Consider the following 14137-nt stretch of genomic DNA (forward strand, 5'->3'; position numbering starts at 1 on the left):
GGATGATTGTGGGTTGGTTGCAATTAATTCGGGTTCAGTTGCAGTTAATGTGGGTTTGAGTCGTCGGATAGTTGCAGTTAATGTGGGTTCAATTTTGCGATGATTGTGGGTTTGATGATTTATGATTGCGGGTCGCTACAATTAGCTCGATCGCTGATATCTTGTAAAAATGCAAATACTTGCTGTCCACCGACATCCTCATTGGCTACTGAGTAGGGAAATACATCTCGCACAATGACACACTGCGGTCGATCTTGCTTCAATCGATCCAAAAATGCCGTTTCGCCCGCTGATAGATCGTTAGCAGATAGATCGCCAACGCCAGTAAGAAAGACGATGTAACAAGTCTTAGCCCCCTGTTTAGGCGGAGAACTTTTTTTCAGCAAGCCTTTGAGCTTCTGACTCTGGCTCTCTAATTTCTCCTGTCCGCGATCGAGCCACCAAACCAATGTGCCCACGGGAGCAGTACTTCCCCACAGCAAGACCAGAAAGCCGATAAATAGTAGCAGTTTAAAGCTACCCGATCGCAGTAAGGAAAGTAATTTAGCCATAAATCGATACCATAGAATTCAATAGGCTCAGAGCTTTCATGAAAGTTTTTTAGCATATAATGCTAAATGAAGTCCTCTCTCCAGGGAATGATTTATTTGACCTCCTGCGAAAGTCAGGGGATAGGGGATAGGGGGGATTTTGGATGAAAACAATACTAAAAAAGATTGTATTTTCACTGTCGCAGGAGGTCTATTGTGAGTCGTCCACGCGCTGTCAATGGAATCGCCAAAACCTGTTGGCGTGCCCTGCTGCTAGATGTCAATCTATATGCAGAAGCTTTCCAAGGTTCTACACTCCATCGCGCGGCTCAGACAGCGGTTATCATCGCTGCATGTTCTCATGCCATCGGTAGCAGCATGATTTTGTTAACTTACAATACCTCTGTGGTGCTGCAAATCCTGGCATTTCTGGCTAATATCGCGGTCGTTGTGGTTGGATACTACAGTTGGACGTTTGCGATTTGGAAAATTGGAGCCTGGTTACGAGGATCGATGCCTCCCTACAAACGGCTGCTGGTTCCCATCGGGTTGGCCTATACTCCCCAGATCCTTAATGTCTTTACCGTTGTGCCACTCCTGGGACGACCCATCGAAATCGGGCTGGCACTGTGGAGCCTGTTTGCGGCAATTGTGGCGTTGCACAATGGGCTTAATCTCAAGCTAAGTAAGGCGATCGCCATCTGTACATTAGGTTGGGTTATCGTGCAGGTGACGATCGGCATGATTCAGATTGGAATTCAAAGAATTTTGGAGTAGTCCGAAGATGCGAATAGCCAAACCAAACTCAAATGGAAAAACTGAGATCGATCGGGTCGTCTCAAAATATTCAAGTTACCACGCTGGGGCAATCCAGATGGTGCCCAGTTCCGTAATATGGACTTCGGTGGAATTGTAGAGGAAGAGGGCACATTTTGCGGTTACACTATTCCGACTCGTCTACGGGACTGGGGAGCATGAAGAAAAAAAAGAAAAGATTGGAGTAGAAGAATTTAGTATTAAGGGTGATGCCTTGGGTGCCAAAATCAAAGAACTGATTCATCAAGGCAACATTCGGCGGATTATTCTCAAAAATGAAGAGGGGCATATATTAATTGAAATCCCCTTAACCGTCGGTGTTGTTGGTGGTGTCATCAGTACGGCTTTATTTCCGATTCTGGCTGCTGTAGGATCGATTGGCGCGATGGTTGCTCATCTGACGATCGTGGTAGAGAAACGAGCATAATCTTACTATCGAAGGATTTGCCTGTACCTTCTATTAATAGTGAACTGTTCATAAATAATTCCAAGCCTTCCAAATCTAGCAATAGTAGTTCTACTCATGGGCAGGAGCGAGGCATCGCCATGTCACCTCAAGGATGGCGTGAATTGCGATCGATACTTCATGCCAATTTTATCTAGATGCGATCGAGCAAAAGCTAATAATTTAAATGTCTTCAAAGTAATAAATAAATTAAACAATCTATGCCTATAGGCTGATTTATTCACTACGGATTATTAGTGAAGATTAGAACAACAAATATAAAAATGTTTGTGAACTTTTTTTTAAGATAATCTGATGACTACTACTCAATCTCGGAACTCTCAACTCGAAGCTTGTATCGAAGCCTGCCTTAAATGCCTCCAAGACTGTGAATTTTGCACCACTGCCTGTCTGGATAGTGACATGGTGCAGATGATGGCTGCCTGCATCAAAGCCTGCCGTGATTGCGCCGATCTTTGCGCTCTTTGTACCCGATTTATGAGCCGTAATTCCGACCTACAGATCCAACTGTGTGCGGTTTGTGCCGATGCTTGCGATCGCTGTGCTACTGAATGTGCCAAGCACGAACACGAGCATTGCCGTCGTTGTGCCGAATCTTGTCGTCGCTGTGCCGAGTCTTGCCGTCAAATGTCGATGGCAATGGCTTAGTCAAGACTTACTTATTTAAAGTTTATTGAGGTTCAACTCTCTAGTGAGCTAGAGAGTTGAACCTCAATAAAATATCTAAAAATTATGACTAAGGGACTTGCAAGTAATAAACTATCCCAAATATATCTACCGATCGTAGGTTGGTGTAATCGATACATAATGCTGGAACAATTTTATTTTTGGGAGTTCCCAAGCTAAATTCGCCCAAAATTATAGCGGCAGAAAGTATGAACATTAACATCAATAATCGCTCTATTTCAAAGACATCCAAAGTCGAAACCCTCGCTAAACTTTATTTAGAAAGTGAGCCTGCCCAAATTACCGATGCAACGTTGGCAGAACTGTGTGAATGGCTTTGGGTCGAGTTTGAAAGTACTCCGCTCAATCTAGAATTCTCATGGTATGAGCGTTATGACAATGCCGCTGAGATGTTTGTCGATATTAAGCAAAGTCATCTGTGGGTATCTGCCGAAAATTATGATACAACTTTGGGACTTAATCCCATTTACAACTTCATCTTTCAAGCAGTACACGACAACGACCATTACCTTACCGATAGTGATTTTAGCCTAGAAGGTGAAATCGCAACCTACAATGCCACCGCCAAACGTGCGCCAAGTTTAGATGTCCAAAAAATTATCTATTCTGAAAGTGTACTGCGATCTGCTGCCTACATATTTTTGGGACATGCACCGATCTCCAAAATTGTCTTTCCATAATTTATTATATTTAATCCACAAGCATCTCTATTCGTATTAATCTCTCCTTACTAACGGAATAATTCCATGACTGAAATGCTGATGTCCTCCAATACTACTGCAATTCGCTGGGCAGATATCATTGAATATCCTCAGACTGGAGTTAAGAGCAAGACTTTATTAGAAGATGGTAACTGCCGATATACGCTGATGCTGCTGGCGGTGGGAATGCACATCGCCGAACATACTAATCCGCGTAATGCCACTGTTAATGTAATTGAAGGACAAGGTATCTTAACGTTGGAAGGCAAAGAGCTTGTTTTGGAAGCGGGAGTGTTTATTTTCATACCTGCTGCGGCACACCATGCCCTCAAAGCAGGGACAAACCTAGCCTTTTTATTAACACTTTCCGAGCGAGTTATGGAGCTTTGGTAGTATTTGATGCTGGCTTGAAACTGTGCCATAGTATTCTCAAGTTATTAGTTGTTATAAAAACTCAAAAGAATCGACACAATAATGAAAAGATATTTTTCTTTATTACGAGTGATGATAAATCAAATTTTAAATAATAAAGCACTGATGAAGATCGATGAAATCTGGACTAATGCTCTAGATTTCTTGGGGCAGGCTTGGTGGATTGAAGTTCTGACAACTCAGCCCCGATGTATTTACTATTTTGGCCCTTTTCGTGGTGCAGAGTTAGCGAATCTGGCGGTATCTGGCTATGTAGAAGATCTTGAAGGCGAAGCTGCCCAAGGAATTAAAACCCAGGTAAATCGCTGTCATCCAGCTCGACTAACAATTGAATACGATCTGGATAAGTGAAAATGGAAATTACTAATCCAGATCCCCAGAATTTTAATCCCATCAGTTTAAAATCTTCATCTGTTCATGTCTTGACGGAAATTCAATCTCATGGCATATTATTAGTTTTACAAGAGCCAGATTTAAAGATTTTACAAGTTAGCAATAATACGATCGGTACGTTTGAAGTCGTTCCAAGTCGAGTCATCGGACAGCCATTGGAAACGTTTTTAGATGTCTTCCAGGTCGAGCAGTTTCGAGCTGGATTGACAAATCGGAGTTTCGAGGATAACAATTATACGAAAGTATGGGTAACAAAATCTAAGGATAATTACCGGATCTTTGATGCTGTTTTTCATCGGAGTCCCGATGGTTATCTAATTCTAGAATTGGAACCAACCCAAAAAGACGAACATATTCCTTTGCAAAGTTTTTATCACCTAGCGAAAGACTCAATTCTGCAAGGAAAGTCGGCTAGTAGTCAATTGACCGCAACTGCCGATTTACCTGCTTTGGATCGCATTATGGTCGCCGAAGTGCGGAAGTTAACTGGATTCGATCGAGTTATGCTCTACAAATTTGCTGTGGATGGACATGGTGAAGTCATCGCTGAGGAGAAAGTAGTCGCAATGGATTCTTATCTGGGCTTGCATTTCCATAAGTCGGATATTCCCCAACCAGCGCGGGAAATGTTTCTCTCCAATCGGATTGGGGCGATCTGTGACGTTCGGGATGAGTCAGTGCAACTAATTCCCGCTCTCAATCCACTAACGGAACAGCTTACGGATCTAAGCCGCGCCATGCTCCGCAGTCCCGATCCCTGTCACGCTGAATACCTCCAGAATATGGGTGTCTGTGCATCCTTGACGATTTTCCTCATCAAAGATGGACGCTTGTGGGGAATTATCACCTGTCATCATCAGACAGCAAAATTCGTATCCTATGAGTTGCGGAACGCTTGCGAACTGCTCGCACAGGTAATTTTCGGTGGCGGACTCGTACCGAGCGAAGTCGTTGGCGCAGGGTAAAGCCTCATTTATGGAGTTATTACTATCTAATGAAAAAACAAATTTTGGGTGAGGAGAGTAATCTATGAGATTCAAAACAGTCGTCTTCTACGGTTCTTACCGACGAGATCGTCAGGGGATCAAAGCCGCCCGCTTTACGATCGATCGACTCAAGGAAAGAAATCATGAGGTAATTTTTGCGGATGCCCAAGAGTATGACTTTGGGATGCTCGATCGCACGTACAAAGAATACGAACAGGGACAAGTTCCTGAAAAAATGGAGGAATTAGCGGAGCATATTAGAACCGCTAATGGCTTTGTCGTGGTAGCTGGAGAGTACAACCATTCCATTCAACCCGGTTTGAGTAATTTGATGGATTATTTCTTAGAGGAGTACTATTTTCGTCCAGCAGGCATCGTTTCTTATTCCGTAGGCGGCTTTGGCGGCGTGAGAGCCGCGATTCAACTGCGGGCTTTTTTGACCGAAATGGGGATGCCAACCATTTCTACCATCTTTTCCATTCCAAAAATTGGTGATGCTCTGGATGAAACAGGGGTTCCTCAAGATGCCGCGTTAACCAAGAGAGTGAGTCAGTTTCTGGATGAACTGGAGTGGTATGAAGAAGCTTTGCAACGACAACGGCAGGAAAAGGGAACTCCGTTTTAAGCTGGTCATCAGAAGAGGCTGTTGTGTATTGGATCGGGTTGAAATCATGGCTGACGCTGCACCCGATCTACCTGCGGTATGTAGGATCTAATAACAGGCGTAGGCAATCGTACTTAACAAGGCATTTTCAGACTGGCGAGAATCCAGCCGAGTATGTTGCACGACGATCGGCACATCTGAATGAATTACACTTGCAAAATCAGTGTCGAGCGGAATGGGTTCTGGATCTTGCAGATCGTTGAAGCGAATGTGACTGGTGCGTCGCGCGGGAACCAGCAAACGGTAAGGGCCGACCGGATCTCGATCTGTATAAAAAATTGTCATTTCAATCCGAGCATCTCGCTCGTTAGGATTGAGGATACAGACCGTTTCATGACTGGTAAACTGTGGTTCTGGCCCATTACTATAAGCCGGAATATAGCCTTCGGCGATCGCCCAACAGATTTTGCCAATTCGTTCATTCATGATATTTTTTTAGTGTAGGTTGTGTTTGTCATCTTCGGTCGAGCGGGTACGTATTATTAATGAATCATTCGCTTTATATCGATCGAGAGTTATGCTCGAATATGTTCGGCTCAGGAGATGCGATCTTGCAGATCGGTAGTTCCATTTGTGCTTCAAAGCTAATGAGTGAAAGACAATCTGGACGCTCGACAAACGCTTGAGCTGCCAGTAAACCAGTAATGCTCCACGTTTGATAGAGTCTGGCTTCTTTGCCGATGAGTCGCCCACTGCGACCGTCATAGTATTCTGGATAGTTGTCGCGGACTAAACGCCGCTCGGCAATTTCGATCGCGCAGGTTGCCAATTCTACCCGACCTAACTTTTGAGCTGCGGCGGCAAACGCCCAAATTAAGAACGGCCAATTGCCACCATTGTGGTACGACCAAGGTGAATTTTTGGGATCGCATCCGGTCACAATTCGCCATTCGGCACCGGAGATCGCTGGGTAGCAAATTTTAAGGGGCATGTCGCCAATCAGATCTTGCCAACGTTGTTCGAGCAAATCCATAATCCGGTGAGATTGCCGTTCGGTGGCGAGCGAAAAGATAATTGCGAGCAAATTTCCCAAGGCAAAAAAGCGAAAATCCATCCGTCCGGGGCTGATGTTGCCAACTAGATAGCCGCCTGTTTCTGGCAGCCACTCGGATAGCCAACTGGGAATCGACGCTGGATAAATGTTGAACTTATTAGCAATATTCTCACCATATCGATCGACCTCAAACCGATAAATTTGATTGAGACGTTCGAGATCCAACCAGTAATATTCCATCAGATGATAGTGCAGTGCGCCGAGTCGATCGTGCGTGGCGGCGAGGTACCCACGACCTTCCCCTGCTGGCAGTAGCAACTCAGCAGCCGATCTCAGCGATGCGTAAAATAGCACCTGAATTTCGAGCGGATGTCCATCTACGCCCATCCGCCGATCGATCGTAAACGCGCCGTCAGGCACCAGCAGCGTAGGATACAGCGAAAACCGATGCGCCAGACAAACATCGAGAATCAGCCCGATTCCCGCCTGAAATTGGGGCTGATGTGCCAATGTAAGATCTCCGGTCGATCGGGTATAAGCTCGGAGTAAAATCAGCCACCACAAACAAGCATCGACCGGAGCAACTCTGGCGATCGCTGCCGCACCAAAATCAGCTTCCAATCGTTCTATCCCAGCTTCAGTAACGACCTTAAAACTTGCAGGCATCAATCCGGCTTCGACTGTAAAGCAATCCATCGATTTGGCATGACTTTGCAGGTTCAGTGTTTCAATCAGAAAGTTACGGACGATCTCTGTTTGCCCTTGGCTCAGAAATACTAACGCTGAGGGCACAAAATCGCGAATAAAACATTGGTCGTAATTGAGCGATGCGATCGTCGGATCGCGGGCGGCGATCGTACCAATCGGCTTGCCATGATAGTAGAGAATAGAGCGTTCGAGGAGTTCGGATGTCATCGTTTTTGGTTAAAGTTTTGCCGATCGGTGACGGGTACTTTTACTACTCGTTCGAGTGGCGGGAATCCCCATTCCCAGGAATTGTAAAACTCGATCTGCTGCACGATCTAGCCCAGTTTCTGACTGACGATTTTGTAAACCTCTCAAACCATGTAAGTCGAGAAAGCTAAACCCAACTTTGGAGAAGAAAGGCAAGATACAAAACAAGAGAGTGTCGATATCCTGGTTTACAAACCCAAACCCAGAGGGGCCAATAATCCAGACCACTGGGTAGCCAATCCACAGGACAGTAAAGTAGATTATCAACTTTTTATAAAGTCTCGCTAGTTCGCTGCCTTGACCCCGCGCCTTTGCCTGTAAGGGTACCCAAATCCCCCACAGCACTACTAGGAAAGCTACCGTACCGCAAATGTACCACAGGTATCTCATCCAAGTTTGAGCTGAAAGATCGGCAATTAATCCAGTCGTAATGACGACTATTTGTGTGCTTATCAAAAAGCCAATTAGCGTCCAATCTTTTTTGACAAACTGCATTGCCGTCAAAGCAAGCGTTAGTAATAAAAGTGGCGTAGTCACCATCCAATCGATGTAGCGGGCATAGTGAACGATGCGTCCGGCAACTTCGACTTTGCCCTGACCTAACGCCATTGCCATGTATGCCAGTCCCGACCAAATGGGAATAAAAATTGCTACTAAATATTCCGACTGAGGAACGCCCTTGGGGTCGCGGCTAAGAGACCAAAAATGCAACGCCCCGATCGTCATCCCCGCTACATACAACCAATGCAAAGTTGTCTGGAAGTTCATCGCAGATTTTTTCGGTGTAGGTGTACATATTTAACATTCAGGGATAAAGATGACACCAATGTGACAAGTATCCACCTCGCAGGCGATCGAGACAAGCGCGATTAGATCGCGTGTCACTTTTAAGTCACATTTACCGCCAATACTGAAGATAGGAGATCGCCAGCAACACAATAATTAAGCTCTCAACGGTCAGTCGCGATCGTTCGCTGCCAAGCTTTGAGGGCAAAAATCGCTACTGCCGATCGATCTGACTCTTGTGAGTCTGTCAAACCATCTCGATCTACATCGTCAAACTAAGTGAAGACAATGAACGAGTTTTTAAACCGACCCATCCGATTTATGGCGTTAGCCTTTGCCATGTTGGTGTTGCTCATCGCCTGTCAAACAACACCCCAGAGCCAATCGCCCACAACAGTAACTCCATCAGTAACTCCCACAGTAACTTCATCGGTTGCCGTTGTTGCTGCGCCCAGCGGCGAACTGAGAGCCTACCCCGCACAGCTACCGCCCTTACCCTACGCTCACGGCGCATTAGCAAAGGCGATTGATGCGGAAACGATGAAAGTGCATCACGGTCAGCATCACGCCGCTTATGTTACAAATCTCAACCAGGCGTTAGAGCAACAGTCCAATTTGCAAGATCGCAGTGTAGAAGCCTTGCTGCGCGACCTCAACAGTGTGCCGGAAAGCATTCGCACGACCGTTCGGAATAATGCAGGCGGGCATCTCAACCACACGATTTTTTGGAAATTGATGAGTCCCAATGGTGGCGGAGAGCCTACTGGCGCGATCGCCCAAGCCATTACTCAAACCTTTGGTAGCTTCGATAAATTCAAACAGCAATTTAACGAAGCAGGGGGCGATCGCTTTGGGAGTGGTTGGGTGTGGCTGGTGCGTAATTCCCAAGGACAACTCCAAATTACCACCACACCCAATCAGGATAATCCAATTTTAGAAGGTTCCTATCCATTACTGGGAAATGATGTCTGGGAACATGCCTACTATTTGAAATACCAAAATCGGCGCGCCGAATATCTGACCAACTGGTGGAACGTGGTTAACTGGCCAGAAGTCAATCGCCGACTTCAAATTGCATCTAAGTAACGCTTAGTTAGGAGTTCGATCGTGAAAAGATTGTTAATGCACAGCCCGATCGTTGTTGCCGTACTGTGGATCGTGGGGTATCTGCTGCTGACCCTGCTGCCTTTGCTGGTATTGCTCCTGTATCCACCTCCTGGCGGACGGGGTTTTTGGATCGAGTTTTCGGTAGCCTTGGGTTTTATTGGCTTGGCGATGATGGCATTACAATTTGTCATCACTGCCCGCGTGAATCGAATTGATAGCTCTTATGGCATCGATATTCTGCTTCAGTTTCACCGCTATACTTCAGTGGTGGCGTTGTTGATGGTGCTGGTGCATCCAGCGATCTTATTTATCGCCCAGCCAGAAACTCTTCAGCTCCTCAACTTCCCCCAGGCTCCCTGGCGGGCACGGATGGCAGTGTTAGCCACGCTGGCATTTCTGACGATGGTGATAACGACCATTTGGCGAAAGCAACTGAAGATTCCTTACGAACCTTGGCGAGCCATTCACACGATTCTAGCAGTGCTGGCAGTGGGATTGGGCTTTGGACACGCGCTTGGCGTTGGCAATTATCTGGGCTTATTTTGGAAAGTAGTATTGTGGTCGGGGATCATTCTCGTCTCGCTGTGGCTGATAATTTACGTGCGGTTGGTCAAACCCTGGCTGATGACTAGAAAGCCCTACATAGTAGAAGAAGTGCTGCCGCAGCAAGGCGATGTTTGGACGCTGGCGTTGCGCCCATTAGGGCATGAAGGCTTTACCTTTGCACCGGGTCAGTTTGCCTGGTTGACGCTGAATATTACCCCGTTGAGTATGCGCGAACATCCCTTTTCGATGTCATCTAGCGGCGAGTGTGCCGATCGGATCGAGTTTGGCATCAAGGCAGTCGGCGACTTCACCAGTACCATCAAAGATGTCCAACCAGGTACCAAGGCTTATCTAGATGGCCCGTATGGGGTATTTACGATCGATCGGTATTGGGACAGTGCCGGATTTGTGCTGATTGCGGGTGGTGTAGGGATTACACCGATCTATAGCATTTTACTAACGGCGGCGCAACGCAGGGACGATCGACCGTTTTTGCTGATTTACGCAGTTGCCAGTTGGGAAGATATTACCTACAAAGACGAGTTGGAATCATTCAAGGAAAACCTGGATCTGACAATCGTCTACGTACTACGTAAAGCCCACGATGAGTGGGAAGGCGAAACGGGCTACGTCGATCGATCGCTTCTCGCAAAACACATTCCCCGCCATCGTGGCAGTCGGCATTACTTTGTCTGTGCTGCTCCAGTGATGATGGCGGCGGTCGAACGTGGTTTGTTCGAGCTAGAGGTGCCCGTCACGAACGTCCACATGGAACACTTTAATTTAGCCTAAGGGGGATTATGCGTTACAATCTGATGTTGCAATTGGTTGCAGGCACAACGGTGATTTTGGTAAGTACTGCGGCTCTGTTTGCTTGGCTTCAAAACCGTGCCGAACCTGCCGAATTAAGAACTCGGCCAGTTTCCAGTCGTGTCGTTGGCGTTGGCGTTGGCGTAGCCTGCCGTAGGCACAGCCTAGCCTTTGGCTAATCGCACAGACTAGAACCCGTGCAGGCGATCGATACCACCATGAGACCTCCTGCAAAAGTCAAAATACGATCGTTTTTAAGATTGTTTTCGTCGATAGAACCCATGTGAAATCGCTAGCTAGGATTATCCACGACCACAACTGGCGTGGTGCTGCTCTCTAGCACGGCTTGAGACACCGACCCAACCAAGACCTCATCTAGGGGACGATAACCGCGTTTGCCAATGACGATCTCCGCCACACCATAATCTTGAGCCGTGCGAACAATTTGTTCGGGCACCGAGCCATTGGCGGTGACAAATTGATATCGAATATCTGCCAGGATGCTGCTTGCCTGATGACGGAGGCGTTCGGTTCCTTGAGGATCGTCCATCCGCATAACGTGGAGCACGACTACCTCGGCATCGCTGCGACGAGCCAAATCGGCAACTTTGGTCAACACTGGGGTCGCTAGGGGAGAGGTATCGACGGCTGCCAGCAATACAATTCGCCGAGACACCGAAACCTTCGTCGGATCGACCTCCCCCCGCTCCAACAGCTTTGGTGCAAAAGTGGGAATTGCCCAAGCTCCAAGGGGTGCGCTCACCAGAATCGAGAGAACTGCTAAGGCAAGAATCGTTTCGCCCCCTTCGATGCCTTGGGCTAAGGGAACTGCGCCAATGGCGGCCTGTACCGTGGCCTTGGCGGAATTTCCAGGCAGCAAAAACAGCCGCTCTTTCCATGTCCAGTTACTCCCTATTGTTGAAAGTTACCAGCCGAGGGCACGCCCACTCAGAGTGCCAATTGCTAATATGACTAAGCCAACGAGCAATGTATTACCCAGCACATTAAGCTGAATACTCGCACCCAGCAACACAAAGAGAACGATTTCAGCGATCGCCCACAAACTATCAAAGCCACCGCGTAGCCGTCGTGCTAACGGGGCATCCATCTCAATCAGGAAAAAGCCAGTCGTCATGACTGCCAGATAGCCAGAGAATACTGGAAATTTTTCCGCTAGGACTACAAGCAATAGGGCGAAGCCTGCGGCAACCAGTGTATCCTGCACCGCAGTTTGCGTCCAGTTTTGCTTTGTTAATAATAAGACTAAGAGACGAGCTACCAACCATCCCAGCAACACCCCTAACCCGATTTGCAGCATGATTTGAAACGGCAGCAATTGCAATGGACTCAAGGATAACCCTCCTGGCAAGGTTATTCCGGCTGCCGCACTTTGAGACAAAAACGCCAGCAGCAAACTAAAGACCAGCAGTAGCAGCACATCAGACAGCGCACTTCCAGTTAATATGGCATCGGGAATCCCTTTCTCAACCCCCCAGCCCAGACTTTTTAGCCGCAACATCCCAGGAACAATGACGGCGGGAGATTCAGCACTTATGACGCAGCCCAGGAGTAGTCCGGTGGCAAAGTCAAACTGGAGCAGCCACATTGAGGCAAATGCAATGGCGATCGCTTCACAAGCCGCAGGCAAAAAGCCTAATCGCAATGCTACAGTACCTTGTTGAGCCAGCTTTTCCCGATCGAGACCCAATCCAGCCTTCATTAAAATCACCATAACGGCGATCGCGCGGAGCGAATCTGCCGCTCCCAAAACCGCTGGCGCAATTACATTGCCCAGGTTGGGGCCAAGCACAACGCCGACGAACACCATCCCTACCAGCGCAGGTACTCGGATTCGTCGAGCAATTTGCCCTCCGAAAAAGCCTATTAATAAAATCCAGATAATGCTTTCTAACATAATGCCACGTTGCCTCTGAGTCGGTCGATCGACGTGACTTGTAGCGACGGATTTGCTTTAGCCCATGCAGAAACAGCCTTTGTTAGACGCGGCATAACTGAAACTACGACCCTCTTGGTGCATACATAATAATAAGCGTACCCACTAATGCAACAACTGCACCGATAATATCAAACCGATCGGGACGAACTTTATCTATGCCCCATCCCCAAAAAAGCGCAATCAGAAGGAAAATTCCACTGTATGCGGCCTGCACACGTCCAAAATTAGCTGGTTGAAGCGTCGGAAGAGTGCCGTAGATGAATAACACCACTGCCCCCGCCACAGCATACCAAATGCTTTTATGTTCCCGCAGCCATAGCCAAACTAGATAAGCACCGCCAAGCTCAAATAATCCTGTTATTACAAAGTAGAGTAAAGACTGTGCTATCTTCATTAGGGTTCAGTTAAAGGATTCAGTTAAAGAGAGAGGTAGGAAAGTCTTTTTTCTTTGCGCTTAGGTCAATTCAAACAAAATATTAGCACGGACTTAGTGCTTGCATTCTCTGATGGCTCAAGCACTGAGACTGGTAGAGCTTCAGGTCACTCGACACAATGACTTTAGCAAGAAGTATACTCAATCTTTAATTCGGTAGCCGATCGATTTGCGGACATCAGCAATAGGCATTGCCAATTCCTGGGCGATTGCTGCTTCGATCTGGCTGACTTGAGTGAAGGGAAACTCGTATTCGAGCCGCTGTAAAGTTGGCGCGGTAGTTTTAATAACGAGCGTAGTTAGACCGCGCTGTCGATCGATTTCGGCATTCATCGTCAGGATCGTAACCGATCGTTTGGTGGTTAACTGGGTACCTGCCTGAAGTTTGTTGACAGAATCATAAGAACCATTTAAAACTCGTGCTGCCATAAAGTTGCCTGTAAACCAAATCGTTACAGCAATTAAGGGCAAGGGCAACCAAAATTCCCCACCAACGCGATGGAGCAGATGGAGCAAGCGCGGGGTAGACATTAGACTTTCTGCGAAAGTTAGGGGATAGCGAAAAGTGCGGTCTTGGGGTTTCCCCTGTCTTGTCTCGCCTTTTTTGACGGGGAACCCGTCCAAAGGCGAGACGCAAGTAGAGCATCTCTTCAAGACAGGGAATAGGGAATAGGAGGTCTATTTTAGTTTGAAATAATGCCGAATAGTCGAATCGTAGCCTATGAGCGGACTGAGTTAAATCTAACTTCTGACAGATGCCGCTGCTGAATTACCTTTCTACAATACAGTTGTAAAAAGGAATTTAGCCAATGCGAATACTGTTGGTAGAAGACGATCCAGATCAACTAGAGCCATTGCAGTATGCTCTCTCTGAG

16 protein-coding genes and 2 pseudogenes are annotated in these 14137 nt (G+C 47.0%); 11 read left to right on the forward strand and 7 right to left on the reverse strand.

Annotation, left to right across the window (positions count from 1 at the left end):
- Positions 1–119: 119 nt before the first annotated feature.
- Positions 120–551, reverse strand: coding sequence for a hypothetical protein (locus ACEW9I_RS02635; protein WP_373538825.1), 432 nt, complete (start codon positions 549–551; stop codon positions 120–122).
- Between the two features lie 195 nt (positions 552–746).
- Between ACEW9I_RS02635 and ACEW9I_RS02640 the strand changes: the two genes are divergently transcribed.
- The 8 genes and pseudogenes from ACEW9I_RS02640 (at position 747) to ACEW9I_RS02675 (ending at position 5636) form a co-directional block, all read left to right on the forward strand.
- Positions 747–1307: a hypothetical protein gene (locus ACEW9I_RS02640; RefSeq protein ID WP_373538826.1), complete on the forward strand. Its 561-nt coding sequence runs from the start codon at positions 747–749 to the stop codon at positions 1305–1307.
- A gap of 208 nt (positions 1308–1515) precedes the next feature.
- Positions 1516–1773, forward strand: a pseudogene (locus tag ACEW9I_RS02645) (DUF4342 domain-containing protein); the annotation flags it as partial.
- Positions 1774–2106: 333 nt separating this feature from the next.
- Entirely contained in the window at positions 2107–2460 is a 354-nt protein-coding gene (locus tag ACEW9I_RS02650) for a four-helix bundle copper-binding protein (protein ID WP_373538827.1), read from the forward strand.
- Between the two features lie 227 nt (positions 2461–2687).
- Positions 2688–3179, forward strand: a complete 492-nt coding sequence (locus ACEW9I_RS02655) for a transposase (RefSeq protein ID WP_373538828.1) — start codon at positions 2688–2690, stop codon at positions 3177–3179.
- A gap of 66 nt (positions 3180–3245) precedes the next feature.
- Complete coding sequence (locus tag ACEW9I_RS02660) at positions 3246–3593, forward strand: cupin domain-containing protein (protein WP_373538829.1); 348 nt, start codon at positions 3246–3248, stop codon at positions 3591–3593.
- Between the two features lie 111 nt (positions 3594–3704).
- Positions 3705–3983, forward strand: coding sequence for a DUF1816 domain-containing protein (locus tag ACEW9I_RS02665; protein ID WP_373538830.1), 279 nt, complete (start codon positions 3705–3707; stop codon positions 3981–3983).
- 2 nt (positions 3984–3985) lie between these two features.
- Complete coding sequence (locus tag ACEW9I_RS02670) at positions 3986–4990, forward strand: GAF domain-containing protein (RefSeq protein ID WP_373538831.1); 1005 nt, start codon at positions 3986–3988, stop codon at positions 4988–4990.
- A gap of 64 nt (positions 4991–5054) precedes the next feature.
- A complete protein-coding gene (locus ACEW9I_RS02675; RefSeq protein ID WP_373538832.1) occupies positions 5055–5636 on the forward strand; it encodes an NADPH-dependent FMN reductase in 582 nt (193 codons plus the stop codon).
- Positions 5637–5723: 87 nt separating this feature from the next.
- On the opposite strand, the gene ACEW9I_RS02680 is transcribed toward ACEW9I_RS02675, so the two are convergent.
- The 3 genes from ACEW9I_RS02680 to ACEW9I_RS02690 form a co-directional block, all read right to left on the reverse strand.
- Positions 5724–6101: a sensory rhodopsin transducer gene (locus ACEW9I_RS02680; RefSeq protein ID WP_373538833.1), complete on the reverse strand. Its 378-nt coding sequence runs from the start codon at positions 6099–6101 to the stop codon at positions 5724–5726.
- A 73-nt stretch (positions 6102–6174) separates the two neighbouring features.
- Positions 6175–7584, reverse strand: a complete 1410-nt coding sequence (locus ACEW9I_RS02685; protein ID WP_373538834.1) for a glycoside hydrolase 100 family protein — start codon at positions 7582–7584, stop codon at positions 6175–6177.
- 9 nt (positions 7585–7593) lie between these two features.
- On the reverse strand, positions 7594–8391 hold the full coding sequence (locus ACEW9I_RS02690) for a bacteriorhodopsin (protein ID WP_373538835.1): 798 nt from the start codon (positions 8389–8391) through the stop codon (positions 7594–7596).
- A 306-nt stretch (positions 8392–8697) separates the two neighbouring features.
- Between ACEW9I_RS02690 and ACEW9I_RS02695 the strand changes: the two genes are divergently transcribed.
- From ACEW9I_RS02695 to ACEW9I_RS02705, 3 genes are read left to right on the forward strand one after another with little or no spacing between them, the layout of a single operon-like run.
- On the forward strand, positions 8698–9495 hold the full coding sequence (locus tag ACEW9I_RS02695; RefSeq protein ID WP_373538836.1) for a superoxide dismutase: 798 nt from the start codon (positions 8698–8700) through the stop codon (positions 9493–9495).
- A gap of 21 nt (positions 9496–9516) precedes the next feature.
- Positions 9517–10854: a ferric reductase-like transmembrane domain-containing protein gene (locus tag ACEW9I_RS02700; RefSeq protein ID WP_373538837.1), complete on the forward strand. Its 1338-nt coding sequence runs from the start codon at positions 9517–9519 to the stop codon at positions 10852–10854.
- Positions 10855–10862: 8 nt separating this feature from the next.
- Complete coding sequence (locus ACEW9I_RS02705; protein ID WP_373538838.1) at positions 10863–11051, forward strand: hypothetical protein; 189 nt, start codon at positions 10863–10865, stop codon at positions 11049–11051.
- Between the two features lie 113 nt (positions 11052–11164).
- Here the strand turns inward: ACEW9I_RS02705 and ACEW9I_RS02710 are convergent.
- The 3 genes and pseudogenes from ACEW9I_RS02710 to ACEW9I_RS02720 all read right to left on the reverse strand — a co-directional run bounded on the left by ACEW9I_RS02710 (position 11165) and on the right by ACEW9I_RS02720 (position 13793).
- A pseudogene (locus tag ACEW9I_RS02710) lies at positions 11165–12787 on the reverse strand (cation:proton antiporter).
- A gap of 103 nt (positions 12788–12890) precedes the next feature.
- Positions 12891–13223 (reverse strand): YnfA family protein, encoded by a 333-nt coding sequence (locus ACEW9I_RS02715; protein ID WP_373538839.1) that lies wholly within the window; start codon positions 13221–13223, stop codon positions 12891–12893.
- Positions 13224–13403: 180 nt separating this feature from the next.
- On the reverse strand, positions 13404–13793 hold the full coding sequence (locus ACEW9I_RS02720; protein WP_373538840.1) for a hypothetical protein: 390 nt from the start codon (positions 13791–13793) through the stop codon (positions 13404–13406).
- Positions 13794–14137: the final 344 nt, after the last annotated feature.

It is taken from the genome of Chamaesiphon sp. (assembly GCF_041738855.1).
In the GTDB taxonomy this organism is placed as follows: Bacteria; Cyanobacteriota; Cyanobacteriia; order Cyanobacteriales; family Chamaesiphonaceae; genus Chamaesiphon.